Raw genomic sequence first — 26123 nt, 5'->3', positions numbered from 1 at the left:
CAACGCGGCGTGCCTGCCAGCACCGGGCACGCCATGTGCTTGCTCAAGGCTTCAAGCCAGGAGGATGCGCCATGAACCAGACCCTGAATCGCGACGTTGCCATGCAGCTTTGCCCCCAGCAGGAGCAACGCTGATGTACGACCAACAGTTTGGCGAGCAGTTTGAAAACGCGCTGGGCGATCCGATCGAGCTGAGCCATTTGGCGGCCACGCGATCCGTGCCGACGCCGGCCGCAGAGGCCCTGCGCGCCCGGATCAAGGCCGCATTTGCCGATGTCGCGGCTGCTGGCGAACCCAGCCTGGACGCGCTGCAGCGTGCGCAGGACGCCGATGCAGAAGTGACTTCCAGCGTCAATGATCCGGGCGCTCCGCGGCACTGGTCCGCCTACGCTGCCGATGAACTCGAAGGCCATGCGGGACTGCTGCCGGTGCTAAGCGTCGCCAACTGGCGCTTCCATCTGCCGGCATTTCTGCTTGCCGCGCTTGAAAAACTTTCCCAGCCCGTCTGGGAAACTGGTCTGCCGGGTGCGGTGCTGTTCAACCTGACCTATGCCGCCGACGACCGCGTCTGGTCGCGGAAGCTGCTCGATCGCTTCCAGTCGCTCGATGCGCCGCAGACGGCCGCGGTTTGCGCCTTCCTCGAATTCGTCAGCGAAAACCCGCATCAGGAACCGCTGCGCGGCCTCGATGCCGAGAAGGCGCTGCGCCGCTACTGGCGTCTGCAGGAACGCGTGCAGCCGACGATCAAGGTCGGCGCAGCCTCCGCCGGACGCGTGCAGACCGATGCAACGCCGGCACGCAGCCGCACTGCCGGCAAGACCAAGACGCTCGGCGCCCTGATGGCGGTGCTGCGCGCGCCGGTCAACGATCGGGCATAGGCCTCAAGTCGTTCGATGGCCCGTCGCAAATGGGCCATCGGATGGCGACAACTGCTCGATCAGGAAATCGATGAACACCCGGACCCGCCTTGGCGTCCGGGTGCCGCCGACGAACAAGGCGTGAATCTCCTCGGTATCGCCAGGATTGTGGTCCTCGAGCAGCGAGACCAGTTTGCCGGCGGCGATATCGGCTTCGACATGGAAACTGCCCAGACGCGTGATCCCGACGCCTTGCTGGGCCAGTTGCGAGATCGTCTCGCCGTTGTTCGCCTCGATGTTGCCGCCGACGTTCAGCACGTAATCGCGGCCGTCGGTGCGGAATGGCCATCCCGGATCGGCGCGCCGGAAATTGAAGTTGAGGCAGTTGTGGCCGAACAGGTCTTCAGGCACGGCCGGGGTTCCGGCACGCGCCAGATAGGCCGGCGAGGCCACGATGGTGCGGCCATTGGAGCCCATCCGCCGCGCCGTCAGCGGGCTGTCGGCCAGCGGGCCGAAGCGGATCGCGACGTCGGCTTGCCCGGCCAGCACATCGGCCAGCGCGTCGGTGACGCTGATGTCGACCAGGATCTCCGGATACCGCGCGACGAATCCGGCCAGCAGCGGCACGATGGTCAGCCGGCCATACGCCGGCCCGACGCTGACCCGCAGCCGGCCGCGCGGTGCGGCCTGCCAGGCGATCGCGTCTTCGGATTCAGCGAGGTCGGCCAGGATGCGGCGCGCGGCCTGGTGGTAGGCGTTGCCTTCCGGTGTCAGGGTCAGCGTCCGGGTAGTGCGGATCAGCAGGCGCACGCCCAGCCGTACTTCGATGCGGGAAATGATCCGGCTCAGCGCCGAGGGCGTGAGCCCGAGTACGCGTCCCGCGCCCGACAGACTGCCGGCGCGGACGACGGCATCGAAGGCTTCCATCTCGCTGGCCCGATCAATCATCGTTCTGGCTCATCTGTGATTTCAAAGCAAAGGTACTGGTCCCGTTTTCTATCTACTGAAAGGGAATGAAAGTGTCTATCTTTGCGCCACGTTCATTATGGGAAAGATCATGAAGTTCAACACCGCGATCCTGGCGCTGGCCATCGGTGCTTTCGGCATCGGCGTCACCGAATTCGCGCCGATGGGCATGCTGCCGGTGATCGCCAGCGATCTGGGCGTCTCGATCCCGACGGCCGGCCTGCTGGTCAGCGCCTATGCCTTCGGCGTGCTGCTCTGCGCGCCACTGATGACCCTGACCACCGGCCGCGTGCCGCGGCGCACGCTGCTGATCGCGCTGATGGGCCTCTTCACCGCCGGCAACCTGCTCGCGGCCCTGTCCGAGGGCTATACGACCCTGATGTTCGCGCGGGTGCTGACCTCGTTCTGCCACGGCGCGTTCTTCGGCGTGGGCGCGGTCGTCGCGGCAGGCCTGGTGCCACAGGACAAGCGCGCCAGCGCCGTTGCCGCAATGTTCATGGGCTTAACCATCGCGACCGTCGGCGGCGTACCCCTGGCGGCATGGGCGGCGGAACAGTTCGGCTGGCGCACGGTGTTCTGGGCCATCGGCGGGCTGGGCATGCTGGCCGTGGTGTCGCTGCGGCTGGCGCTGCCGAACATTCCCGGCGATGCCGGCGCCGACATGCGTGCCGAACTGCGCGTGCTGGGACGGGCACCGGTGCTGAAAGCCCTGGCGCTGACCGTGATCGCCTCGAGCGCGATGTTCACCGTGTTCACCTACATCGCCCCGATCCTGCTGACGGAAGCGCACGCCTCGACCAGCTTCGTCGCCTGGATGCTGGTGATCTACGGGCTCGGCCTGACCGCCGGCAACTGGCTGGGCGGGCGCTACGCCGATCGTTCGGTGGACGGCACCTTGATCGTCACCCTGGCCAGCATGGTGCTGCTGCTGGTGCTGTTCTCGGTCGGCATGCATTGGCCGCTGCCGGCCGCGGTGCTGATCTTCCTCTGGGGCATCACCAGCTTCGCCGTGGTACCGCCGCTGCAGATGCGGGTAATGGCGGCCGCCGGCGACGCGCCGAATCTGGCATCGGCGATGAACATCGGCGCCTTCAACCTCGGCAATGCCGTCGGTGCCGTGGTCGGTGGCGCAGTGATCAGCGCCGATCTGGGTTACCCGGCAGTCGCGCTGGCCGGCGCCGTGATGGCGGCGTTCGGCCTGGCGTTCGTGCTGCTGCTGCGGCCGCCGCGCAGCAAGCCTGAGGATGCATCCGGCCTGCCGGCGGCTCCGGCCGCCTGAGCCCGGAGCCACTTGCAAAACCCCTTTGCAGAGATCGCTGACCAGGACGACTTGAAGCAGCACTGAACGAACGACAGCACCGGGCACGCGCCCTGCTGTAGGTCAGCGCCGAAACCGATCGGCGCCGCCGTTCGACGCTACTTCAGGAGCCTGGTCATGTTCGCGAAAACGTCCTCGTCCATTCTCGCCGGAACCTTGCTGGCCGCTATCTGGCTGTCGACGGCCGCTGGCGAGCGCCTCCATGACCAGGCGCAGCAGCTGCGGGCTATTGGCGACAAGGCCACCGCCGATACCACGCTCGTTGACGGCGGCCGTCGCTACGGCCTTGCCGAAATGACCTACCAGGAACGCGCCACGAAACGCGTCGACGATGCCGTCGGCGGTCTGGCGGACAACGATGTCCGGGTCAGTGCCGCGAGCGCCGATGCCGAGCCGGCGTCGACGGTGAAGCTGTACTGGCCGGCCGGGCCAGGGCCTTACTCGGTAGTCGTCTACTACCGCGAAGCCGGCACCGCGAACAGCGATACCGCAAATGCCGGTGCTGCACGGGCGCTGGCGAAATCGGCCGATGCCGTCGTGGTGTCGGTCAGTCTGCGGACTGACTCGGGCGCTCGCCCGGCTGGCGTGAGCGACGTCGACTTCCGCCGTGGCGACGATGGCGAGGCCTATGGGGCCTATCAATGGGCGCTGGCCAATGCTGACAGCCTGGGCGGCGATCCGAGCCGGGTCGTGGTGATGGGCGAAGGCCTGGCCGGCCCGGCGGCGATGGCCGTTGCCGCCCGCGCGCAGCAGGCCAATGTGCCCGCGCCCTACTACCTGGTGCTGGTCAATGCGCCGACCGCCAAGGTCTCCGTGCAGCCGGTAGCGACCACCGTGCCGTCCTGGGCAGGCCCGCATCTCTGGGACATCGCCTGGCCGGCAACCGCCGGGCGATCGGCAAGAAGCACGGATAAAAATTACAGGGCCATGTAGAAGTGGCGTAAGCCAAAAAGTCGAAAAATTATCTCAAGTATTTGTTTTAGAAAGATTTTCACGAATGGCATGGACTGTGCCCATTGAACGTCAACAGTCCTTACGCCGCCCTCACGCCGGAGTCGTTGCAATGACCCAATCCTCGGTCTCCATTGCCGCCAGACAGCAGATGTCCGCCTCGCCGCAGCTGCAGCAGGCGATGCGTCTGCTGCAGATGTCGGCACTCGAATTCCAGGAAGAATTCCAGCAGGAACTGGCCAGCAATCCGTTTCTCGAAGAAGGCGACAGCGTCGAGCAGAGCGCCGAAGTCGCGGCCGCCGAACAGGCGAGCGAGATTGCCGCGCTGCGCCAGGACGGCGAGTCCGGCCCGGACATCGCCCAGTTCGAAGCCGAGAGCGACCGCTACACGGTGGATGGCGTCGAAGTGTCGTCCCTGCAGGCGGCAGACTGGAACGAACTGCCGGCCCCCGGCTTCGAAACCCTGTCGCGCGGCGTCAGCGGCGATCCGGAAGCCGATCCCTGCAACTGGGTGTCCGCCGAAACCACCTTGCGCGAGCATCTGCACGCTCAGGTCTGCGGCATCCAGCTCGACGAGCGTCAGCGCCTGGCCGCGGTGCTGGTCATCGAAACCCTCGACGACAACGGCTATCTGCGCGACGACGTCGCCGATACCGCGCTGGCCCTGGAACTGGAGCAACCGCTCAGCGAAGACGAAATCGCCGAAGGCATCCGCATCGTCCAGCAGTTCGATCCTGCCGGCGTCGGCGCCCGCGATCTGCCCGAGTGTCTGATGCTGCAGCTGCGCGCCACTGCGGTCGGCACGCCGGGCCGCAGCCTGGCGATGAAGCTGACCGGCCATCTGGAACTGCTGGCCAAGCGCGATCACCGCGAACTGCAGCGGCGGCTTGATTGCAGCGAGCCGGCGATCCACGAAGCCCATGCGCTGATCCGCACCCTGGAACCACATCCGGGCTCGAACTTCGCCGCCGCCCGTGTCGACTACGTGGTGCCGGATGTCATCGTCGTTCGCCAGAAGGGCAAGCTCAACGCCGTCATCAATCCGGCCGTGATGCCGAAAGCCCGCCTGAACAGCGGCTGCATCGACCTGCTGCGCATGTCGCGCGATGGCAAGTACCCGGCGATGCAGCAGCAGCTGCAGGAAGCGCGCTGGCTGCTGCGCAACATCGAGCAGCGCTACGTCACCATCAAGCAGGTGGCCGAAGCGATCGTCGCGCGCCAGCGCGCCTTCTTCGAGTACGGCGAGATCGCTCTGAAGCCGCTGCTGCTGCGCGAGATCGCCGACGAACTGGGTCTGCACGAATCCACCCTGTCGCGCGCCACCAGCAAGAAGTACATGGCGACGCCGCGCGGCACCTTCGAATTCAAGCATTTCTTCTCGCGCAAGCTCAGCACCGACACCGGCGGCAGCTGCTCGGCCACGGCGGTGCGGGCAGCGATCAAGGAAATGATCGAGGGCGAAAATCGCGAGGCGCCGTTGTCCGACGTCAGCCTGGCGAAGATGCTGACCGAAAACGGCATCTGCGTCGCCCGCCGTACCGTTACCAAATACCGGAATCAGCTGAAGCTGCCGCCGGTCGAACTCCGGTGCCAGCCATGAGCCAGCAACAGACCCATCACGAACACTCGGCCGAGAACACGCGGCCGTATTCCCACTCCGGCGCTCAATCGCGCTCGTATCCGGGCTCGCAAACCGGCGAGAACAACATGCTCGAGCCGAGCTGCGACAAATTTGTCGGCACTGTGCTGATCGTCGATGACGACCCCTTCAACAGCGAGCCGCTCGAAGCCATCCTCAGCGAGAACGGCTACCGGGTGTACACCGCCGCCAATGGTGTGGACGGTCTCGAGCGCATGGATGAGGTGATGCCGGAACTGGTGATTCTCGATTTCATGATGCCGCTGATGAACGGCGCCGAAATGGGGCGCCGGCTGCGGGCCAACCAAGCCACCCAGAACATCCCGATCGTGATGAACAGCGGCACGAGCGAAGACATGGTCCGGCAGAATTTCACTGGCTACGATGCCTTCCTGCGCAAGCCTTACCGGATCGACGAACTGCTGAGCGTGGTCAGCAATCTGTTGAAGACCTCGGCGGACAGGAGATGACAGCGCCGCGCGCGGCGAGGCTGCAGCAGAGCGCTGGATCGCAGCCTCCTAAGCTGCGCTTCCAGCGCGTGCTGATGAGCGTGCTGGTTGCCGCCGCGATATCCGCCTGCGCCAGCAGCAAACCGCCGGAAGAACCCGATAGCGTCGCCACAGCCAGGCAGGTCAACGAGGCGAAATCGACGGCCGTCAGCGAGCCGGCGGCGAAGTTTCTGGTCGAGATGGTCGATGCCCGGCTGATGGACTACGAGGAAGGCGAGCTGGCCGCCCGGCGCGGCAGCACGGCGGCGATCCGCGACTACGGCCGGCTGATGATGCGCGACCAGACCCGACTGCTGACCCGCCTTGAATTGCTGGCACTGGAAGCTCAGGTGACGGTGCCGGCCGTGATCAGCGACGACAAGCGCGACGGTCTCAATGACCTGATCGACGCCGAGCACGACGATTTCGACAAACGCTTCATCAGCTCGATCCACATCGACCACAAGCGCGATGTCGGCGCGTTCAAGAAGGCGACCGGCTTCCGCGACGCCGCGATCGCCGATTTCGCACGTCAGGAACTGCCCTTGATCGAGTCGCACCTGGCAGGCATCGAAACGATCAAGAAGAGCTACTGAGCAGTCCGAATTCTGCGGGGCACGGCCGAGAACTCCCCTTTCCGCCGCGCCCGGCTTGCCTGGCCAGCAAGCCCCCACGCGACTGGCCGATTATTCCTCATGACAAGACCTGACGCTGATTACCCGACGGCGACTAGGAGTTGCCGCGCACCGGCGCCAGCGAGGCGATCGTCGCAATCAGTTCCTTGACCACCACCGGCTTGGCGATATGGGTCTGGAAGCCGGCCTCGAGTGCCCGCGCACGGTCTTCGTTCTGGGCGAAGGCGGTCAGGGCGATCGCCGGCATCGTCGGCTGGCCGCGGCTCTGCTCGAACTCGCGGATCAATCTCACCGTTTCATAGCCGTCCTGGCCGGGCATGGCGATGTCGCAGATCAGCAGATCCGGCGGCTCGTCGGCAAAACCCTGCCGGATCAGCCGCACGGCCTCCTCGCCGGACGACAGCACGTCGACCGCGGCACCGGTCTGCGACAGCAGCACGGCCAGCGGATCACGCGATTCGACATGGTCATCGACCAGCAGCAGCCGCAGGCCGCTCAAGCTCGGCAGCGTTCCCGCCTGATCGAGCGGGAACGGCACGATCGCCGACACTGCCGCGGTGCCGGACTTGCGCAGCGGCAGGCGCACCGTGAACACCGCGCCGAGCCCCGGGCCGGGGCTGGTGGCAACGACACTGCCGCGATGCAGTTCGCAGAGGTTGCGGACCAGCATCAGGCCCAGGCCGAGGCCACCCTGGCCGCGGCTGTTGCCGGTTTCGTCGCGCCGGAAACGCTCGAACAGCTGCGGCAGGAAATCGCCATCGATGCCACGGCCATCGTCGCGGATCCGGATCACCGCGATATCGTTCTCGCGACTGGCCGACAGCCAGACGTTGCCGCCTGAAGGCGTGAACTTGATGGCATTGGACAACAGGTTCCAGACGATCTGCTGCAGGCGGTCGGCATCGCCTTCGATGGCTTCGTCACCGAGTTCGATCTCGGTGTGCAGCTCGATGTGCTTGGCCAGCGCCTTGTCACGCACGCTGGCGATCGACGCGGCGATCACCGGCACCAGCTTCACCGGCGTCAGCAGCAGGCTCAGCTTGCCGGTGATGATCCGGGTGGCGTCGAGCAGATCGTCGATCAGGCGCACCTGCTGTTCGACACCGATCTTGATGCCGGCGATCGCTCGCAGCATCAGCTTGTTGCTGTTGCCCGGCACGCTTTCCAGCACATGCGCCCAGTTCTGGATGCCGTTCAGCGGCGAGCGCATCTCGTGCGAGACGATGGCCAGGAATTCGTCGCGGCCGCGCGCGGACGCCTCGGCCTGCTTGCGCGCCTCGTGTTCACGCGCCAGCACGGTTTCACGCTCGGCCTGGCCGCGCATCCGTTCGCTGATGTCGTAGACGATCAGCAGCACCGATTCGAGCATGCCGGCGCGATCGAGTTCCGGCACCGCGCGGGCGCTGAAGTAGCTGCGCTCGCGGCCATGCGGCAGGCTGAAGCTGGTCGATTGCTCCACGCCCAGGGCGAAAGCGGCGGTGATGATCTCGCTGGTGGCGCTGACGTACTGCGCCGGGAAGCTCAGATCCTCCGCCGTAAGCCCGACATAGGCCTCGCGATTGATCCCGAACGCCGATTCCGCAACCCGGTTGATGTACAGATAGGCGAGGTCGCGATCGACGCGGGCGATCAGGTCCGGCGCGTTCTCGGCCAGCGTCTCGAACTCGCGTTCGCGTTCGTAGAGCTTGCCCTCGGCCAGCGTTCTGTCGGTGATGTCCATGATCACCGCGATGAAGCCGGTGACCTCGCCGGCTTCGTTCCACTCCGGCGTGTAGTTGGCGTGGATGTAGCGCTCGCCGATCGGCAGCTGCACGCGGGTCTGGTAGTCCGCCGTCTGTCCGGACAACACCTGGTCGATGTACGGCCGGATGGCGGCCAGGGCCTCTTCGCCGGCGACCTCGGCGATGCTGCGGCCGACGAACAGGTCCGGCGTCGTCGAACGCATCAGCGCCGCGAACGCCTGATTCATGAACTGGTAGCGCAGATCGCTGCCAATGCGGGCAATGCCGATCGGCACCGCGGCGGTGATGGTGCGCAGCTCGCGCTCGCTGTGCCGCAGCTGCTGTTCGACGCGACGCCGTTCGGTGATGTCGCCGAGCACGCCGTAGCCGAACGAGGAGCCCTCTTCGTTCCGCACCAGCACCAGCTGCGAGCGAACCCAGCGGACGCTTTTATCGCGCCGGATGACCCGGTACTCGGCATCGAACTCGGCGCCGCCGGCCAGCGTCTCCGCGAATGCGTCCGCGACCCGCGACCAGTCTTCCGGATGAATGGCGGCGCGCCAATCCTCGGTGGTGTAGACCGCTTTTTTTTCCTCGCCGAAGAACAAGGGATAGATGCCGTCGTCGCCGTCGACCCTGCCGGTGGCCGGCTCGTAGGTCCAGGCGAACAGATGCGCCGCGTCGAGCGCCAGCTGCAGACGTCTGCCGCTGGCGGCCTGCATCTGCTCCAGCTGCTTGCGTTCGGTGATGTCGGCCGCCACGCCATGCACTTCCGCGCCCTGGCCGTCTTCATCGGCAATCAGGATGGCGCGGGCATCGAGCCAGGTGATGCTGCCGTCGACCCGCTGCACGCGGAATTCCTCGCGCAGCGGAACGCCATCGGCCATCAGCTTGCGTAGTGCTGCTTCGACCCGCACCCGGTCCTTCGGATGCAGTCGCCGCCGCCAGGGGCCGAGCCGGCGACAGGCTTCGGAGTTCAGGCCGAACATGGCACACAGCGCATCGGAAATCTTCAACCGCCGCGTCGGCGAGTGCAGGGTCCAGACGTGCAGCTGCGCGGCTTCCATCGCCTGGTGCAGGTTCTGTTCACGCTCGTTGAGCTCGCGCACCACGGTGCGCCGGTCGGTGATGTCTTCTGCGATGCCGACCACTCTTTCGATCGAGCCATCGCTGGCTCGCACGGCAATCGCTCGATCGCGGATCCAGCGTTGTTCGCCGTTGTCGAGGACGATCCGGTACTCGATCGCGAAATGATCGTCGCCTTCCTCGGCCTCGCCCAGCGCTTCGAACGCAGCGGCAGCCGCAGCACGATCGGCGCGATGGATCTTGTCCACCCAGCGCGACTTGCCGGCCAGCAGCGCGGCTTCGTCGAAACCCCAGCAGCGGCTGTAGCTCGGGCTGACATAGATCTGCCGCCGCGGCTGCCAGTCGACGATCCAGAACACGTCGTCGACGTTCTCGATCAGCACGCTGAAGCGCTGCTTGACGTCGCGCAGTTCCGAACGCGTGCGGCGAGCCGCCGTGATGTCACGCAGGCCGATGGTCATGTGCACGACCTGGCCCGCGGCATCGCGCTCGACACAGGCGGTGGCGTTCAGACTGCGCGCCTGACCACTCCGGCCATAGCGGAAATCGGCTTCGGCGCTGTCGCCGGAGGCCATCAGCTCGGCGGCAATCTTTTCGATCGCCAGCAGATCACGCGGATGGATGCGGCTCAGACATTCGCTGATCGGCAGCGGCACACCCGCAGCAAGATCGAGCAGCCGGGCGGCAGTTTCGTCGAACAGGAAAACGCCGCTGCGCGGATCGCCCTCGCAGTAACCAATGCCCATGGCGGCGCTGAGCCGCTGCCGGCGAGCGGCCGCGGCATCAGCCACGCTTGTACTTTTTTTCAGCACGGGAGAAGAATTTTCCATTGCCCGCCGGTCTGCCCCGATCCGATCGTCGATCGAATCGGCCTAGCCGACCTTGTCCGGTGTTGAAAGTGCATGTTCAGGCTGCCCCTACCCGCCTTGGCCCGGCATCATCGCCATCAGACGTTCGTTCAGGACCACGCCGTGGGCAAGCGGCGTGCCCAACCAGCTTGCGCCTAGTCGGAGGACGCCGCTCGCGCGGTGATTTCGCCCGCTTCCACTCCGGCGCCTTGCAAGCCGTATTCCTCGAGCCGGTTGTAGAGCGTCTTCAGGCTGATGCCGAGCTGTTCCGCGGTGTACTTCTTGACCCCACCGTACATAGCGAACGCGGCGAGAATCAGCTGCTTCTCGGCGGCGGCCAGCGACATGCCCACCGGAATCTCGATCACCGTCTCCGGTGCCGGGGCAGCCGTTTCGGTAGGCGCGGCGACCAGCGACAGCGCACTGCCGATGTCGATCACCTCTTCGCCCATGATGTAGGCGCGCTGCACGAAGTTGCGCAGCTCGCGGACATTGCCCGGCCAGCGATGCGCCGCGAGTTTGTTCAGGCCTTCCGGCGGGAAGGTCTTGTGCGTGTCATGCGCCTGATTGAGTTCGTCGAGAAAGCGCTGCGCCAGCAGCTCGACATCGCCGACCCGCTCGCGCAACGGCGGCATCTGGATCGGGAACACGTTGAGCCGGTGATAGAGATCGGCTCTGAGCTTGCCGGCAGCCACCGCTGCTTCCGGATCGCGATTGGTCGCCGCGATGACGCGGACATCGGTCTCCACTTCCTTGTCGGTGCCGATGCGCATGAACTTGCCGGTTTCCAGCACGCGCAGCAGTTTCACCTGCAGCTCGATCGGCATCTCGGTGATTTCATCGAGGAACAAGGTACCGCCGTCGGCACGTTCGAAGTAGCCGCGATGCTGACGATCGGCACCGGTGAAGCTGCCCTTCTCGTGACCGAACATTTCGCTTTCGATCAGGTTCGGCGAGATCGCGCCGCAATTCACCGCCATGAACGGCTGCTTCGGTCGCCGGCTCATCTCGTGCAGCGTCTGGGCCGCCAGCTCCTTGCCGGTGCCGCTTTCGCCGATCAGCAACACGGTGGCCGCGGTCGGCGCCACTCGGCTGATCTGGTCGTAAAGCACGCTCATGATCGGCGACTTGCCGAGCATGTGGCCGAAGTAGCCGACCCGCCGCAGTTCGCTGCGCAGCGCGCCGATCTGCGACTTCAGATCCGACGCCTTCGGCACCCGCTGCAGGATCGAACGCAGGCGAGCGATGTTGACCGGCTTGACCAGGTAATCGGCCGCACCGGCGCGCAAGGCGGCGATCGCGGTATCGACGCTGGCATTGCCGGTGATCAGGATGATCTCGGTTTCCGAGCGATTCTCGATGGCATCGATCAGATCGAGACCATCGCCATCGGGCAGGTGCAGATCGATCAGCACGATGTCCGGCTGCTGCCGGGTCAGCTGGATGTGCGCCGCCCGCAAGTCCGCCGCGCAGGCCGTGGTGAAACCTTCGGCTTCGACCAGCGCGGCCATCGACTCGCGCGTGTTCTCGTCGTCATCGACGATCAGAGCATGCGCCATTCAGCTTTTCTCCTGCTGCAACGTTTGATTCACTCTGCCACTCCGATGCTTTCGCGCACCGTATCACCTTAATCGAAGCCGTCAGCCGCCCTCAACTGTTCCCGGCCAGGCTCAGCTTTGCAGGGCCGGCTTGTCGCTGGTGGCGGGCGCATCGGCATTCTCTGAGCGCTCCGGCAACCAGGCCGTCGACGCGACCGGCGTCGAGGTGGCGATCATGCCGCCTTCGTTCTCCCAGCGATTCAGTTCATGCGGCTTGGCGCCAGCGATCTTCGCCTTGCGCTCGGCCGCCGAGCCGACGCCGGCACGGATCAGGTAACCCGCGGCACCGGCTGCCAGACCGAAGGCGACCAGTTGCCAGTTCACCCGGCGCGCCAATGGCAGCGCGAAAGCGATCACCGGCTTGATGGTGTCCAGGGCCGAGCTGGCGACATCGCGCAGGCGCGGCTTGGCGGCGTCGACGAAGTGCTCGGCTTTCGAAGCGGCCGTCGATGCGGCCGCGTTCAGCGTGCTGGTATTGAAATTCATGTTGGATTCCTCTCGAGAGTGGGATGCGATCGGCTGGCTTCTGAGCCGGCCGATCTGTAACCCGTTGTTCCAGCCGATGACCCAATGGCTCCGATGGACCTTTGCGGCCCCGAGCCCGCGGCATGGCTGACCGAACGAACGGTTTCGCTGACCGCCATGGCGATTCGATAGGCGCTGACGAACTTCAGCACCCAGGCGAACCAGCTGGTACTGCGCTTGGCCTGAACCACCGGATAGTGGCTCCGTTGCACCCCGGCTAGCGCCTTGTCGATGCGCCGGTTCCTGTTGCTGCCACGCACCGCCCTGAGGATCAGGAACGCCGCGCCTGCGGCAAACAGCGCCGGGACGATTGCACGGGTGTTCTTCTGCAACTGGTGAAGCGTGTGCAGCGGCCGGCGCAGTTCGTCGATGGTGCCCGCCAGTTGTTGACGGTCATGTTCGATGCGCGCCAGAACCCTCTGACGCTGAGCGGCATGATCCGCGTCGCGATCGCTCATCGTTTTGCCTCTTTGATGTCCTGCTTGATGTCGCGGATTTCCTGCTTGTCCTCAGCCAGCGCGTTGACGCTGTCCTCGAACAGCGTCGACGAGGCAACGGCGCGGTAGGACGCCACCGCCCGCAAGGCGATGACGATGCAGGTCACGGCCAGACCGACGACCACCGGAATCCGCCACTGCGTATCCCAGGTGAGGGCCACGATCAGCATGGCGATCAGCTGCACGGCCAGGAAGATCGACAAGGCGGCGAGCAGGCCGCGGCCGAGCAACTGCCCCAGCCTTACTCGCTCCTCGTGGATTTCCAGTTTGAACAGCTCGAAACGTCCTTGCAGCACGTTCATCGACTGCGCGACCAGCCGCCGCAAAGTATCGGACAGCGGGGGATCCGACAGGGGTTTATCGGCAACGCTACCTTGCGACGGGGTCACGAGTGTGGCTCTCCTTGGCGACGCGGATCAGCGGCGCGAACCACTGCTGATGAAGCCGATCAGCGCGCCGAACAGCGCGGCGACGGCGATTGCCTGCCAGGGCTTTTCGTGCACGTAGGTATCGGTGGCGGTGACGGCCTGCTTGCCGCGCTCGACGGCGTAGTCCTGAGCGTTGGCGATCTGGGTACGAGCGACCTTCAGGCTTTCCTGCAGCTTTTCGCGGAGGACGGCGATGCTGTCGTTGGAAACCGCTGCGGTCTGCCGCATCAGTTCTTCGGCGTTGCTCGCCAGATCACGTGCGCTCGAAGCCAGGTTACCGTTCTGCTGCTTGTAATCGTCCATGGTGTTCTCCTTGGTGGAATGACCGGAATGAAACCCCGGCGCGCTGCTGACGCTGTGCGGCGTCACGACCAGCTTGTTGTCGGCGTCACACGACGCCGCTGCCCTGAAGTGGGGCAGGTTGCGTGCCTGCCCCGGTCCGTCGAGGCATCAACAGAAGGTGCTGTGGGGATCGCCAAGGCCTGTGGCGCTGAACATCGCCGCTCTCCGTTCGGGGGCACGGTTGGGGCAGGTTCAGGGCGATGCTGCAAGGGGTTCATGGCGGCCGATCGCTTCGAGTAACCTTTACAAACCGCCGGTAATTTCAGGCCAGCGGCTCGCCTTCCACTGATCACCTGCTCCGACCTTGAACAACGCGTCTCCCAGCCCGCCCGCATCAGACGTCTCTTCAGCCAGTGATCCCGCGCTCGCCGGCCTGATCGGCCAGGCGCCGGTGATGGTCCGGCTTCGCGATCAGATCCGCCGCGTGGCGCCGACTCAGGCAACGGTACTGATCATCGGCGAGAGCGGCACCGGCAAGGAGGCCGTCGCCCAGGCCCTGCATACGCTCAGCGTGCGGGCCAAGGGGCCGTTCGTGGCGGTCAATTGCGGCGCCATTGCGGCGAGCCTGATCGAGGCCGAATTGCTTGGCCACGAGAAGGGCAGCTTCACCGGCGCCGATCGCCAGCGCGCCGGCTATTTCGAGCGTGCCAACGGCGGCACCATCTTCCTCGACGAAGTCACCGAGATGCCGCTGGAGATGCAGGTCAAGCTGCTGCGCGTGCTCGAATCGCGGCGCTTCCAGCGGGTCGGCGGTTCGGAGACGATCAGCGCCGACGTGCGCGTGGTTGCCGCCACCAATCGGGACATGGAGGCCTCAGTCCGCGAAGGCCGCTTCCGCGAGGATCTGATGTATCGCCTCGCCGTGTTTCCAATCCGGGTGCCGAGCCTGCGCGAACGCGACGGCGACGTGCCGGTGCTGGCCCAGCATTTTCTCGATGGGCTCAATGCCAAGGAAGGCAGCAAGAAAACCTTCTCGCGTCCGTACCTGCGGCAACTGCAGATGCAGTCGTGGTCGGGCAATGTCCGCGAGCTTAAGAACACCGTCAGCCGCGCCTTCATCCTGGCCGACGAAGTGCTGGAACTGCCGACCATCCCGGCCAGTGCAGCGCCGCGCAAGCCGACCCGGCGTGACGGCCATCTGCAGATCAGCATCGGCACGCCGCTGGCCGACGCCGAGCGCGAAATGATTCTGGCGACGCTGGAACATTTTGCCGGCGACAAGCGGCAGACGGCGCAGACCCTCGGGGTCAGCCTGAAGACGCTGTACAACCGGCTCGAGGCTTATCGCATCGAAGCGACCGGACCGGATTCCGCAAGCGGTTCCTGAAGCGGGTCTCTCGGGCACGCCGGCTGCTGGTTTGCTGGCTCCCGATACAGGAAACCGACAGGAGCACGGCAATGAGATGGAATCGCATCGACAGCTGGGATCAGATCAAGTCCACCGTCACCGCCGGCGTCGGTGATGACGACGTACTGACGGTACGCCCGCCGAACCTGACGACCATCGACAAGTCGATGCCGCCGCCGCTTCCGCCTCAGGAATCCGCAGCCTCGGCACGCAATGTTTCCAGGTACGCCGTCAACTCCGCGTAGTTCGCCGGCTTGACCAGGTGCTTGTCGAAGCCGGCTTCGCGGGTCTTGCGCCGATCGTCTTCCTGGCCCCAGCCGGTCAGCGCCACCAGCGTGATCCGGTCGCCGCCGGGCAGTGAGCGGATTTTGCGAGCCACTTCGTAGCCATTGAGCTTGGGCAGCCCGATATCGAGCAGCACGACTTCCGGCTTGAAGGTATCGAAGATGCGCAGCGCTTCGAGGCCGTCATGCGCCATGGCGGTTTCGTTGCCGCTCAATTCCAGCAGCAAGGTCAGCGACGCCGCCGAGTCCTGATTGTCGTCGACGACCAGGATCCGCCAGGACAAAGGCGCTTTCGGTTCCACGCTGGCCGCTGCGACCGGTGCTTCCGCAAGGCGCTCGACGATGACCGGCAGACGCACCACGAACTCGCTGCCCTGACCGGGACCCTCGCTGAACGCGCGCACCGAACCGCCGTGCAGGCCGATCAATTGCTGCACCAAGGTCAGGCCGATGCCGAGGCCGCCCTGGGAACGTTCGTGGGACTGATCGACCTGGTTGAACAGCTCGAAGATGTTGCTCAACCGGTCGGCGGCGATGCCGATGCCGGTGTCCTTCACCGACACCACCACCTCCTTGCCCTCGCAGGTCGCCGTCAACTGGATGTGGCCACCCGGTTCGCTGTACTTGCAGGCGTTGTTGAGCAGGTTGCCGAACGACTGCGCCAGCCGCGCCGGATCGGCATCGAGCAGTACCGATTCTGATGGCAGTACAACGCTTAGTTGATGGCCCGCGGCGTCGAGCGCGGGACGGCAGGTCTCCACCGCCACCTGGATGATCTGCGCCAGTTCCACGGACTCGCGGCGCAGCTCGATCTTGCCGTGGCTGATCCGGCTGACATCGAGCAGATCGTCGACCAGGCGGACGATCTGCCGGACCTGACGCTCCATCAGCGATGCGGTCGACTGAACCACCGCGGCATCTTCGGAAAACATCTGCACGGTGCGCACGGCATTGCCGATCGGTGCCAGCGGATTGCGCAGCTCATGGGCCAGCATGGCCAGGAAGTTGTTCTTGCGCAGATCGGCTTCCGAAAGCTGGGCGGCGATGTCGCGCAGTTCGTTGGCGGTCTGCTTCTGCTCGTGGATATCGGTGTTGGCGCCGACCCAGAGCAGCACTTCGCCGTTGTCGTCGGTGAGCGCCTTGGCGCGGCTGAGATGCCAGCGGTATTCGCCGTCGGCGCGCCGGAACCGGTGCTCGAACATGAACGGCTCGCCGCTGTCGATGGCCTGCTGCCAGACCCTGACGTTCTCGGCCAGATCATCGGGATGAATCGCCTGCGTCCACAACCAGCCGTCCAGCTGGGCCGCGCTCAGGCCGGTGTACTCCGACCAGTGCGGGTTGAAGTAATCGATGTCGCCATTCGGCCTGGCGGTGAAGATCTTCTGCGGGATGGCGTTCATCACCGACTGCAGCCGCCGTTCGCTGCGCTCCAGCCGCAGCTCGGCGTCACGCTTCTCGCTGACATCGCGGAATACCAGCACGCAGCCGACGATCTCGCCGTCCTTGCAGCGGATCGGCGCGGCGCTGTCGTCGATCGGCCGTTCGACGCCGTCCCGGGCGATCAGCAAGGTGTGGTTGGCCAGGCCGACGATGACGCCTTCGCTCAGCGCGCGCCTGGCCGGATTGGCCACCGTCTTGCGGCTGGTCTCGTTGATGATCCGGAACACCTGGTCCAGCGGCTGGCCGAGCGCATCGGCCAGCGGCCAGCCGGTCAACTCCTCGGCCACCGCATTCATGTTGGTGATCGCGGCATCGCAATCGGTGGAGATGACAGCGTCACCGATGCTGGCCAGCGTGGTCCGCAGACGTTCCGCCTGCTCGGCGATGACCTGGTTGGCGGCATCGAGCTGCAGCAGGTGCCGGCGCAGCAGCAGCAGGTAGGAAACGATCGCGCCCAGCGACAGCAGACCCGAAAGAATGCCGCTGATCAGCGCGCTCTGATAGCTGTGCTCATAGTGCTGCTCGCGCATCGTCAGCAGCCCGCGCTCCTCGGCGATCATCTCGTCGACGGTGGTGCGCAGCGCATCCATCTGCTGCTTGCCGCGATCGACCACCTGCAGTTCATGGCCGATGTCGAAGCGCCCGGCCTTGCGGGCATCGATGAGTTCCGCCAGCGTGTCCAGCCGCGCCTGAATCCGCTGGCGGAGCTCGGCAAAGCGCCCACGCTGATGTGGATTGTCGGCAACCAGACGCTGCAGCTCGTCAGCCACTTCGCCAACGCTGCCGACCGCCGCGATATACGGCCCCAGATAGCGCGGTTCGCCGGTCAGCAGATAGCCGCGCTGGCTGCTTTCGGCCGTGGTGCTGAGCAGCACCAGATTGTCGAAACCGTGGATCACATCCTGGGTATGCGCCACCCAGTAGGAACGATCATGCAGTTGGCGAACGTTGGAAACCGCCAGCACGACGCTGATCACCAGCAGGATCACTGCAGCGACAGCGCCGAGAAAAAGTGTGGCCTTGAGTGAAGCCTTCATCGTGTTGCGCGTGCCCGAACCGGGGGTTCTTGTTGGCGGCTGCTGGGGAAATCTCGCCGGTTCCGCCATTTTAGCTGGGCGGCCCGCAGCGGCGCCTGCCCGGTGCCCGGGCTCGGGACTTGCTGTCTTGCTCTGAACAGGTCGCGATCGACCCCGAGGGATTCAGATTCCGGCGCTACTGCCGGGCAGATTTATCTTTGATGACCCTTGCCGGCCGAAGATTTCCGATCAGAAACTTTCAGGGATTTGCAGGAAGGACCGACATGCCCCACATCCTGGCGCACCCCCACCACCACCCGCATAACCATCTGCTTGCCGCACTGCCCGCCGACGTCCGGCAGCGGCTGGCCGCTAGTCTGAAGCTGGTCCATCTGCCGCAGGGCACGGTGCTGCAGGAAGGTGGACAAGCGCCGACCAAGGTCTATTTCCCGGCCGGCGCCATCGTCTCTCTGAGCTGCCAGACCGCAGGCGGAGAAGGGGCGGAAATTTCCCAGATCGGCAGCGAGGGCCTGGTCGGCATTGCCGCGTTCATGGCCGACGACAGCGGCGCTACCGTGGCGATCGTCCAGGGCGCTGGCTACGCCTACGCGCTGAGCGGCCAGCGGCTGCGCGATGAAGCCGGCCAGCATCCGGCGCTGCTGATGCTGCTGCTGCGCTACACGCACGGCGTGCTGCTGCAGACGGCGCAAACCGCGGTCTGCAATCGCCACCATTCGATCGACCAGCAACTTTGCCGCTGGCTATTGCGCTTCGACGATCACCGGCCCGGCCAGATCCTCGCCGTCACCCATGAACAGATCGCCACCCGGCTCGGCGTGCGCCGCGAGAACATCACCCGGGCGACGCTCAAGCTGCACAAGCTCGGCGCGATTCACTGCGGCCGCAGCGAGATCCGGGTGCTGGACCGTCGCCCACTCGAACGCCTGAGCTGCGAATGCTATGGCGCGATCCGCAAGGCCGGCGAACGTCTGCTGCCAATGCCGGCCAGCCCGGCGCGCTGGAGCGGCCAGCCGCTGACCGCGGCGACGCGGCTCGCCGATCGCCTCGAAGTGCGCGCTTGAATCCGCCGCGCACAGCTGAGCGCCGGTGGTTCCACGTCCGGCATTGGCGCTGGAAACGGCGCTGGTCGTACTGGCTGGCGATCGTCATCGTCGTCGGCATCGCCGCGCGCGTGGCGCTGCCCTATGCGATGAAAGGCTGGCTGAACCAGCGCCTTGCTTCGCTGGGCAACTATCAGGGCCATGTCGAGGATGTTCACGTGGCGCTGTGGCGCGGGTCCTACGAGCTGCAGGGCGTGCACATCCAGCAGCTCAACAGCGCCGTCGACGAACCCCTGTTCGCCACGCCGGTGATGGAAATCCAGGTGCTCTGGTTCGCTTTGATGAAGGGCACTGTCGTCGCCCGCATCCGCGCACTGAAACCCACCATCAGCTTCGCCGCCGGCCACCGCGACAAGGCGGCGCAGACCGGCAAGGGCGTGAACTGGGCCGATCTGCTCGATCAGCTGACGCCGTTCCGCATCGATCGGCTGGAAATCATCTCCGGCCAGGTTCACTACTACGATCTCTACAGCAAGCCGAAAGTCGACGTCCATCTCGACGACGTCGAAGCGGTATTGACCAATCTGACCAATGCCGGCGAGAAACAGGGTGACCGCGTGGCCGATCTGCAACTCGAAGCGCTGGCGATGGCGCAGTCGAAGCTGACCCTGGATCTGCAGATCGATCCTTTCGCGCTGCAACCGGACTTCGCCCTGAAGATGAAGCTGCTCGGCCTGCAGGTGGCGCGCATGCGCCCGGCAATGCAGGCCTACACGCCGTTCGATCCCACCGAAGGCAAGCTCGACGTGATCCTGGAAGCCACCGGCAAGGACGGCGGCGTCGAAGGCTATGTCAAACCGCTGTTCACCGATCTCAAGGTGGTCGACTGGAAGCAGGAAATGAAGGGCGAGCACAATCCCTTCGAACTGGCCGTCAACGCGGTCGGCAGCGTCCTCAACCTGGTGCTGCAGAACCAGGCCAAGGATCAGCTGGCCACCAAGATGCCGTTCTCGGGGCGGCTTGATGCGCCGAATGTGGAAGTCTCCACCTCGGTGATCAATCTGCTCAAGAACGCCTTCGTTTCGGCGTTCGAGCCGCGCTTCGAACGGCAGGCCAACCCGGACAAGCCGTGAACGGCATCTTCAAACTGTCCGTGCTCAGACTCTGCTGGCAAAGCTTTCTCGAAGCTGGCGCCCGGTGGGTATCGGACAGCTGCGTGACGATGGCCGCCGCCGTCGCCTTCTTCGCCTCGTTCTCGCTGGCGCCGACCCTGGTGATCGTCATCGCCGTGGCCGGCTTCTTCTTCGGCCCGGAAGCGGTGCAGGGCCGCCTGCTCAAGGAGATTGCAGGACTTACCGGTGACGATGGCGCAAAGGTCATTCAGACCATGGTCGCCAGCGCCTGGAAAGCCGACAACAGCAGCTGGACGACGACGATCTCGACGATCGCCATCGTCATCGGCGCTTCGGCCACCTTCTCGCAGTTGCACGACGCCGTGAACACCATCTGGCGTCGCTCCGATGCCATTGCGCCGCCGGCCGCGTCAACGCTGTGGGTCGGCGCCCGCCAGTTGCTGAAGGTGCGCTTGATGTCGTTCGGCATTGTCATCGGCATCAGCTTCCTGATGCTGGTGCTGCTGGTGCTGGACGCCGGAATGACCGTCGCCATCGAATGGCTGTGGGGCGTCGACAGCGTGCTCTATGTCGCCCAGCAGGCCACGGTGCTGCTGATGTTGTGCACCATCTTCGCGATCCTGCTGCGCCTGATGCCGGAGCAGCATCTGCGCTGGCGCGATGTGTTCGCCGGCGCACTGGTTGCCTCCGTGCTGTTCACCGCCGGCAAGCATCTGTTCGGGCTTTATCTCGCCCGCGCCGGTACCGCCAATGCCTTCGGTGCGGCCGGTTCGCTGGCGGTGATCCTGATGTGGCTGTTCTATTCGGCCGCCGTGTTCCTGTTCGGCGCCGAATTCGCGGCCGCGTGGACGCGCTTGTCTGCACTCCGGGATGAACCTCCCGACGACGTGCTGGTGGTGGGCACACGAGATGCCGTTGATCGTCGTGCCCCATGAGGGCCCGGCCATTTCACCGGCCATCCATCCGGAGACAACAGACATGAGCATTCTGAAACTGAGAGAACTGATCAAGGACGTGAAGGTGGCGATGTTCACGACCACCGACCATGACGGTCTGATCCGCAGCCGGCCGCTGCAGACGCTGGATATCGATGCCCAGGAAGGCGTCGGTGAACTGTGGTTCTTCACCTCGAACAAGTCGCCGAAGGTCGATGAGATTGCCGACGATCAGCACGTCAATCTGTCCTACGCCGACCCGGTCCATCACCGCTTCGTGTCGGTATCCGGTACCGCCACCGCCAGCCGCGATCTGGAAATGATCCGGCGCCTGTGGAAGCCGGTGCACAAGGCCTGGTTTCCGGAAGGCATCGACGATCCGAGCTTGACCGTGATCCACGTCCGCATCATCCAGGCCGAATACTGGGACGCGCCGAGCAGCGACATCGTCAACGCTTTCGGCATCGCCAAGGCGATCATGCTCGGCGAAACCTACGAGCCGGGCGAGAACGAAAAGCTGCGCCTGCGCGAACTGGCAGACGCCGACAGCGGCCGCTGAGGCGGCAACCGGGCCGGGCCGAAGCAATTCGGCCCGGCCTTTTGCGTTCTGCCGATAGGCACTGCTCGAAAGCCATCGGCAGCACGCCCGTTTGACGCGTACTTTCTACCGATCGTCTTAGCAGCACGCCGCCCGACCGATGCGGGATTGCTGACGATCTTCTCCCCTTCGCGCCCCGAGCCAAAAGAAAAAAGCCTTTTCCAGCAATTGCTTGTGAATTTCTTGCAAGTCCGGGAACGGTGGGTGCTTCACCCTCAGGCATGCCACTGAAGAGCACGACTCGTTCAGATTTTTGAGCAAGTCGAACAGAGGCCCGATCTGCAACAAAACAGACGGACGCTCTTCATGAAGCGTTTCGCAGGTCTCTCGTCGAGTCGACAGGAACCCGCGGAGTCAATCTCAGAATTCCCCCTGAATTTCGCTAATTCCAATAAAGAAGCAGGAGCTGACCATGAACATGAAGAAGAAAGCTTTCGTACTCGCCTTTCTGGTGGCCACGAGTTCGGCCAGCGCCGCCCCGGGGCTGCTGACCCCGGGCCGGACTGCCGCACTGAACGTGTTCCCGAACCTGGGCAGCTCGGTGCTGCTGACGCCGCTGCGTTCGGCGCAGGCTGCCCGTACTGCGCGAGCCGATGCTCGTGCCGCACGTACCGATCGTTTCGCCGATGCCGTGTCCTCGAACGACGGCGCAATGGCCTTGGCCAGCGCCGATACCAGCAGCCTGCCGGGCCTCGAAGCGCTCCGTGAACGCGCCGCCAACCGGGCCGATCGTCCGTCGCTGCTCAGCGATATCGGCAAGGGCGACGGCAACTCCAGCTTCAACTTCGATTCCGCCACGTCGACCAATAGCGATGGCAGCCTGTCGCGCACCTACACGACGGCCTTCGAGCGCAACACCGATGGGAGCCGGACCACCAAGGTGCTGTTCGACAATGCCGACGCCTCCAGAACGGTCGATGCCAAGAGCGATACCAAGCTCGAAACCAGCTTCACCTTGAACGGCGAGCGCGAACCGGTCGCAGCTCCCGGCCGCGCCCTGCGTCTCGGCAAGGTCGAGATGGCAGTCGATTACAACCGCGATGCCAGCCGTAGCACCAAGATCGACGGCACGGCTTCGTCGGACCGCGAAACCAGCACGTCCAGAAAGACTGACTACTCCGGCAAGTTCGACAGCAGCCGGCCGTTCGACGGCAAGGCGTTCGACGTCAACTATCGCAGCGAACTGAAACCCGCCAATGGCGAAACCGTGGTCCGCTCAAGCGATAGCGCCGCGCAGACGCCGGCCAATGGCGCGCAGTTGAGCGAAACCGCCAAGGACAACGCGGCCCAGCGTCAGGAAAACCGTCAGGCTCGTCGCGATGAGCGTCAGGGTCTGGCCGGTGAGCAGCTGAAGGAAACCGCAGAGAAGAACGCTGCCGAGCGCAAGGCCAACCGTGAAGAGCGTCGTGCCAATGCCCAGCCGGTGCTGAGCAGTGACCAGCTTCGCGAGCAGGCTCAGGCCAATGCCGAGCAGCGTCAGCAGAACCGTCAGGCTCGTCAGGATGAGCGTCAGGGTCTGGCCCTCGATCAGTTGACGGAAACCGCGCAGAAGAACGCTGCCGAGCGCAAGGCCAACCGTGAAGAACGCCGCGCCAACGCCCAGCCGGTGCTGAGCAGTGACCAGCTTCGCGAGCAGGCCCAGGCCAATGCCGAGCAGCGCCAGGAAAACCGTCAGGCTCGTCGTGATGAGCGCCAGAACCTGGCCGGTGACCAGCTGAAGGAAACCGCGCAGAAGAACGCTGCCGAGCGCAAGGACAATCGCGAGGAGCGTCGCGCCGATCGCATGGAAGTGGCCTCCGCCGATCAGCTTCGCCAGCAGGCGCAGGACAACGCCGCCCAGCGTCAGGAGAATCGTCAGGACCGTCGCGACGAGCGCCAGGATCTGGCCGGTCAGCAGTTGATCGAAACCGCGCAGAAGAATGCGGCGGAGCGTCAGCAGAATCGCGCCGACCGCCGCGAAGAACGGATGAACAACAACTGACGCCCAGCGTTCATCGATGAAAAAGAGGCTGCTTCGGCAGCCTCTTTTGCGTGGCTGATCTGAGTACGGCAGAGCTTTCAGGACAAGGCACATGGTTGAAACCACAGGGCCGCGGGCCGCGACTTTCTTCGGCGCGGGCAGCGAGATGGCCGAGCGGATGGCGCGGCATGACTGGGCCGCGACGACCGTCGGCACGCCTGAAAAATGGCCGTTGAGCCTGCAGACCGCGGTACGCCTGATGCTCGGCTCGCGCTTCGCGATGTGGGTGGGCTGGGGCGACGACCTGGCCTTCTTCTACAACGATGCCTATCGGCCGACGCTGGGCGTCAAGCATGACTGGGCGCTGGGCCGCGCCACCCGGGAAATCTGGAGCGAGATCTGGCCGGAGGTGAAACCGCGAGTCGATGCGGTGATCGGCCAGGGCCTGTCCACCTGGGACGAAGCCCTGTGCCTGTATCTGGAGCGCAGCGGCGAACGCGAAGAGACCTATCACACGTTTTCGTACAGCCCGCTGGCCGGCGACGACGGCATCAACCGTGGCCTGATGTGCGTGGTTGTCGAAGACACCGATCGGATCATCGGCGAGCAGCACATGGCGCAGCTGCGTGATCTGGCAACGGCGTTCACCGCGGTGAACTCCGAAGCGGAACTGTTCTCGATCCTCGAACAGCAGCTGGCCGCAGCACGGAAGTCGCTGCCGTTCTCGATCACCCTGCTGCGCGACGAGACAGACGGCAGCATGTCGCTCGCCGCCCACACCGGCATTCCTCCAGAGCAGCTGGATCGGCTGGCCCGCAAAGCCGAACAAGACTGGCCATTGGACGCCGTACTGACCAGCGGCGAGCCGCAGATCGTTGCAGCGCTGCCATTCGGCAAGCTGCCGGTACCGCCCGGAGAACGGGCACCGACGCAGGCCGTGCTGATGCCGATTACCGGCCACCGCCAGAACACGGGCCAAGCGCGGCCGGTCGGCGTGTTCATCGCCGGCCTGAATCCGGACCGGCCGTTCAGCAGCGCCTATGCCGATTTCCTGAAGCTGCTGATCGGCCAGCTGTCGGCCGCGCTGACTTCGGCCCGCACCTATGCCTTCGAGCGCCGGCGCGCCGAGGAACTGGCTGCGCTGGACAGCGCCAAGACCGCGTTCTTCTCCAACGTCAGCCACGAATTCCGCACCCCGCTGACCTTGATGCTGGGCCCCACCGAGGCGGCGCTGGACAGCCCCGGCCAGACGCTGGCCGGCGAGCAGCTGGCGCTGGTCCATCGCAACCAGCAGCGCTTGCTGAAGCTGGTCAACACCTTGCTCGATTTTTCGCGCATCGAAGCCGGCCGCCTCGAGCTGCAGTTCGAGCCGACCGATCTGCCAGCCTTCACCACCGAACTCGCCAGCCTGTTCCGTTCCTCCACCGAACGCGCCGGCCTGAGCCTGACCGTGCATTGCCCGGCGCTGCCGGAGCCGGTCTGGGTCGATCGGGAAATGTGGGAGCAGATCATCCTCAATCTGCTGTCCAACGCCTACAAGTTCACGCTCAGCGGCACCATCGCGGTCAGCCTGGTGGCGGCTGGATCGAACGTGCTGCTCAAGGTGCGCGATACCGGCATCGGCATTCCGGCCTTGGAACTGCCGCAGATCTTCGAGCGCTTTCGCAGAGTCAAGGGCTCGCTCGGCCGCACCCATGAAGGCACCGGCATCGGCCTGGCGCTAGTCTGGGAACTGGCCAAGCTGCATGGCGGTGCCGTGGCGGTGACCAGCACCCTGGGCGCCGGCACCGAGTTCACGGTGTCGATCCCGATGGCCCAGCGCAATGCCGAGACCGATCTCGCGGTGGCGCCGCGTCAGCCCGATCTGATCTCGAAACGGGCGCGCAGCTATGCGGCCGAAGCGGAGCGCTGGAGCCTGGAACTGGAAGAGCAGCAGCCTGAACCGGCAACCCAGGTTCAGCGCCCGGACAACCGGCCGCGCATCGTCCTCGCCGACGACAACGCCGACATGCGCAACTACGTGAAACGCCTGCTTTCGGAGAGCTGCGAGGTGCTGGCCGTCGGCGACGGCCTCGACGCCTTGCAGGCGATCCAGCGCGACAAGCCCGATCTGGTAGTCAGCGATGTGATGATGCCGGGCCTCGATGGCTTCGAGCTGCTGAAAGCCTTGCGGGCCGATCCGGCCACGGCCTCGATTCCGCTGCTGCTGCTGTCGGCGCGTGCCGGTGAAGAAGCGCGCGTTGAAGGCCTGCGCGCCGGCGCCGACGACTACCTGACCAAGCCGTTCCGGGCGCAGGAACTGGTGGCCCGGGTGACCAGCGTGCTGACCCTGGCCAGCACCCGTCGCGAAGCGCTGAGAGTGGAAGCCAAGCTCAAGGCCGATCGCGACAGCATTCTCGAATCGATCAACGAGGGCTTTCTGTCGATCGATCCGCAATGGACCATCACCT

At 65.1% G+C, this 26123-nt stretch carries 22 protein-coding genes; 14 read left to right on the top strand and 8 right to left on the bottom strand.

Annotated features, from left to right (window positions below; translation table 11 throughout):
• The first annotated feature begins 133 nt into the window (after positions 1–133).
• Positions 134–877, top strand: a complete 744-nt coding sequence (locus tag QZY06_RS18560; protein ID WP_295686872.1) for a DUF6714 family protein — start codon at positions 134–136, stop codon at positions 875–877.
• Positions 878–880: 3 nt separating this feature from the next.
• On the opposite strand, the gene QZY06_RS18555 is transcribed toward QZY06_RS18560, so the two are convergent.
• Positions 881–1804 carry a LysR substrate-binding domain-containing protein gene (locus tag QZY06_RS18555; RefSeq protein WP_295686869.1) on the bottom strand — a complete coding sequence of 308 codons (924 nt, stop codon included), beginning with the start codon at positions 1802–1804 and terminating at the stop codon, positions 881–883.
• Between the two features lie 109 nt (positions 1805–1913).
• On the opposite strand from QZY06_RS18555, the gene QZY06_RS18550 reads away from it, so the two are divergent.
• The 5 genes from QZY06_RS18550 to QZY06_RS18530 all read left to right on the top strand — a co-directional run bounded on the left by QZY06_RS18550 (position 1914) and on the right by QZY06_RS18530 (position 6814).
• Positions 1914–3101 (top strand): MFS transporter, encoded by a 1188-nt coding sequence (locus QZY06_RS18550; protein WP_295686867.1) that lies wholly within the window; start codon positions 1914–1916, stop codon positions 3099–3101.
• Between the two features lie 156 nt (positions 3102–3257).
• Complete coding sequence (locus tag QZY06_RS18545) at positions 3258–4073, top strand: alpha/beta hydrolase fold domain-containing protein (RefSeq protein WP_295686864.1); 816 nt, start codon at positions 3258–3260, stop codon at positions 4071–4073.
• A 130-nt stretch (positions 4074–4203) separates the two neighbouring features.
• A complete protein-coding gene (rpoN, locus tag QZY06_RS18540; protein WP_295686861.1) occupies positions 4204–5691 on the top strand; it encodes an RNA polymerase factor sigma-54 in 1488 nt (495 codons plus the stop codon).
• Positions 5688–6200 carry a response regulator gene (locus QZY06_RS18535; protein ID WP_295686858.1) on the top strand — a complete coding sequence of 171 codons (513 nt, stop codon included), beginning with the start codon at positions 5688–5690 and terminating at the stop codon, positions 6198–6200. Before rpoN ends, QZY06_RS18535 begins: the two co-directional genes overlap by 4 nt.
• The gene (locus QZY06_RS18530) at positions 6197–6814 is read left to right on the top strand and encodes a DUF4142 domain-containing protein (protein WP_295686857.1); all 618 of its coding nucleotides are present in this window, start codon (positions 6197–6199) and stop codon (positions 6812–6814) included. The genes QZY06_RS18535 and QZY06_RS18530 overlap by 4 nt, the downstream gene beginning before the upstream one ends.
• Before the next feature lie 133 nt (positions 6815–6947).
• On the opposite strand, the gene QZY06_RS18525 is transcribed toward QZY06_RS18530, so the two are convergent.
• The 6 genes from QZY06_RS18525 to QZY06_RS18500 form a co-directional block, all read right to left on the bottom strand.
• Entirely contained in the window at positions 6948–10451 is a 3504-nt protein-coding gene (locus tag QZY06_RS18525; protein WP_295686854.1) for a PAS domain-containing protein, read from the bottom strand.
• A 212-nt stretch (positions 10452–10663) separates the two neighbouring features.
• Positions 10664–12067 (bottom strand): sigma-54 dependent transcriptional regulator, encoded by a 1404-nt coding sequence (locus tag QZY06_RS18520; RefSeq protein WP_295686851.1) that lies wholly within the window; start codon positions 12065–12067, stop codon positions 10664–10666.
• A gap of 111 nt (positions 12068–12178) precedes the next feature.
• Entirely contained in the window at positions 12179–12592 is a 414-nt protein-coding gene (locus tag QZY06_RS18515; protein WP_295686849.1) for a hypothetical protein, read from the bottom strand.
• Positions 12589–13089, bottom strand: a complete 501-nt coding sequence (locus QZY06_RS18510; RefSeq protein ID WP_295686847.1) for a hypothetical protein — start codon at positions 13087–13089, stop codon at positions 12589–12591. Before QZY06_RS18510 ends, QZY06_RS18515 begins: the two co-directional genes overlap by 4 nt.
• Positions 13086–13517 carry a phage holin family protein gene (locus tag QZY06_RS18505; RefSeq protein WP_295686844.1) on the bottom strand — a complete coding sequence of 144 codons (432 nt, stop codon included), beginning with the start codon at positions 13515–13517 and terminating at the stop codon, positions 13086–13088. Before QZY06_RS18505 ends, QZY06_RS18510 begins: the two co-directional genes overlap by 4 nt.
• Before the next feature lie 27 nt (positions 13518–13544).
• The gene (locus QZY06_RS18500; RefSeq protein ID WP_293394851.1) at positions 13545–13859 is read right to left on the bottom strand and encodes a YqjD family protein; all 315 of its coding nucleotides are present in this window, start codon (positions 13857–13859) and stop codon (positions 13545–13547) included.
• A 343-nt stretch (positions 13860–14202) separates the two neighbouring features.
• Between QZY06_RS18500 and QZY06_RS18495 the strand changes: the two genes are divergently transcribed.
• Positions 14203–15225 carry a sigma-54-dependent Fis family transcriptional regulator gene (locus tag QZY06_RS18495; protein WP_295686840.1) on the top strand — a complete coding sequence of 341 codons (1023 nt, stop codon included), beginning with the start codon at positions 14203–14205 and terminating at the stop codon, positions 15223–15225.
• A gap of 71 nt (positions 15226–15296) precedes the next feature.
• Positions 15297–15491, top strand: coding sequence for a hypothetical protein (locus QZY06_RS18490; protein WP_295686838.1), 195 nt, complete (start codon positions 15297–15299; stop codon positions 15489–15491).
• Here QZY06_RS18490 and QZY06_RS18485 read toward each other — a convergent pair.
• Positions 15434–18007 carry a CHASE3 domain-containing protein gene (locus tag QZY06_RS18485; protein ID WP_295686836.1) on the bottom strand — a complete coding sequence of 858 codons (2574 nt, stop codon included), beginning with the start codon at positions 18005–18007 and terminating at the stop codon, positions 15434–15436. The genes QZY06_RS18490 and QZY06_RS18485 overlap by 58 nt on opposite strands.
• Before the next feature lie 263 nt (positions 18008–18270).
• Here QZY06_RS18485 and QZY06_RS18480 point away from each other — a divergent pair, with 263 nt between their 5' ends.
• From QZY06_RS18480 to QZY06_RS18455, 6 genes are all read left to right on the top strand, one after another.
• Positions 18271–19068, top strand: a complete 798-nt coding sequence (locus tag QZY06_RS18480) for a Crp/Fnr family transcriptional regulator (RefSeq protein WP_295686831.1) — start codon at positions 18271–18273, stop codon at positions 19066–19068.
• Positions 19065–20180, top strand: coding sequence for a DUF748 domain-containing protein (locus QZY06_RS18475; protein ID WP_295686828.1), 1116 nt, complete (start codon positions 19065–19067; stop codon positions 20178–20180). The genes QZY06_RS18480 and QZY06_RS18475 overlap by 4 nt, the downstream gene beginning before the upstream one ends.
• The gene (locus QZY06_RS18470) at positions 20177–21115 is read left to right on the top strand and encodes a YihY/virulence factor BrkB family protein (protein ID WP_295686825.1); all 939 of its coding nucleotides are present in this window, start codon (positions 20177–20179) and stop codon (positions 21113–21115) included. Before QZY06_RS18475 ends, QZY06_RS18470 begins: the two co-directional genes overlap by 4 nt.
• Positions 21116–21158: 43 nt before the next feature.
• The gene (locus tag QZY06_RS18465) at positions 21159–21674 is read left to right on the top strand and encodes a pyridoxamine 5'-phosphate oxidase family protein (protein ID WP_295686823.1); all 516 of its coding nucleotides are present in this window, start codon (positions 21159–21161) and stop codon (positions 21672–21674) included.
• 451 nt (positions 21675–22125) lie between these two features.
• On the top strand, positions 22126–23694 hold the full coding sequence (locus QZY06_RS18460) for a hypothetical protein (RefSeq protein ID WP_295686820.1): 1569 nt from the start codon (positions 22126–22128) through the stop codon (positions 23692–23694).
• A gap of 91 nt (positions 23695–23785) precedes the next feature.
• The coding region (locus QZY06_RS18455) for a response regulator (protein WP_295686818.1) at positions 23786–26123 on the top strand (2338 nt) is incomplete at its 3' end.

The organism is uncultured Nevskia sp. (genome assembly GCF_903885465.1).
In the GTDB taxonomy this organism is placed as follows: domain Bacteria; phylum Pseudomonadota; class Gammaproteobacteria; order Nevskiales; family Nevskiaceae; genus Nevskia.
The sequence above is the reverse complement of the archived record's forward strand: the minus strand, read 5'-3'. Positions and strand labels throughout refer to the sequence as shown.

Bases quoted from the DNA above. Each gene is read 5' to 3' on its own strand.
- QZY06_RS18545 (WP_295686864.1), top strand. From the start codon at position 3,258: ATGTTCGCGAAAACGTCCTCGTCCATTCTCGCCGGAACCTTGCTGGCC.
- QZY06_RS18500 (WP_293394851.1), bottom strand. From the start codon at position 13,859: ATGGACGATTACAAGCAGCAGAACGGTAACCTGGCTTCGAGCGCACGT.
- QZY06_RS18550 (WP_295686867.1), top strand. From the start codon at position 1,914: ATGAAGTTCAACACCGCGATCCTGGCGCTGGCCATCGGTGCTTTCGGC.
- QZY06_RS18480 (WP_295686831.1), top strand. From the start codon at position 18,271: ATGCCCCACATCCTGGCGCACCCCCACCACCACCCGCATAACCATCTG.
- QZY06_RS18490 (WP_295686838.1), top strand. From the start codon at position 15,297: ATGAGATGGAATCGCATCGACAGCTGGGATCAGATCAAGTCCACCGTC.
- QZY06_RS18485 (WP_295686836.1), bottom strand. From the start codon at position 18,007: ATGAAGGCTTCACTCAAGGCCACACTTTTTCTCGGCGCTGTCGCTGCA.
- QZY06_RS18555 (WP_295686869.1), bottom strand. From the start codon at position 1,804: ATGATTGATCGGGCCAGCGAGATGGAAGCCTTCGATGCCGTCGTCCGC.
- QZY06_RS18460 (WP_295686820.1), top strand. From the start codon at position 22,126: ATGAACATGAAGAAGAAAGCTTTCGTACTCGCCTTTCTGGTGGCCACG.
- QZY06_RS18515 (WP_295686849.1), bottom strand. From the start codon at position 12,592: ATGAATTTCAATACCAGCACGCTGAACGCGGCCGCATCGACGGCCGCT.
- QZY06_RS18520 (WP_295686851.1), bottom strand. From the start codon at position 12,067: ATGGCGCATGCTCTGATCGTCGATGACGACGAGAACACGCGCGAGTCG.
- QZY06_RS18535 (WP_295686858.1), top strand. From the start codon at position 5,688: ATGAGCCAGCAACAGACCCATCACGAACACTCGGCCGAGAACACGCGG.
- rpoN (WP_295686861.1), top strand. From the start codon at position 4,204: ATGACCCAATCCTCGGTCTCCATTGCCGCCAGACAGCAGATGTCCGCC.
- QZY06_RS18530 (WP_295686857.1), top strand. From the start codon at position 6,197: ATGACAGCGCCGCGCGCGGCGAGGCTGCAGCAGAGCGCTGGATCGCAG.
- QZY06_RS18510 (WP_295686847.1), bottom strand. From the start codon at position 13,089: ATGAGCGATCGCGACGCGGATCATGCCGCTCAGCGTCAGAGGGTTCTG.
- QZY06_RS18465 (WP_295686823.1), top strand. From the start codon at position 21,159: ATGAGCATTCTGAAACTGAGAGAACTGATCAAGGACGTGAAGGTGGCG.
- QZY06_RS18560 (WP_295686872.1), top strand. From the start codon at position 134: ATGTACGACCAACAGTTTGGCGAGCAGTTTGAAAACGCGCTGGGCGAT.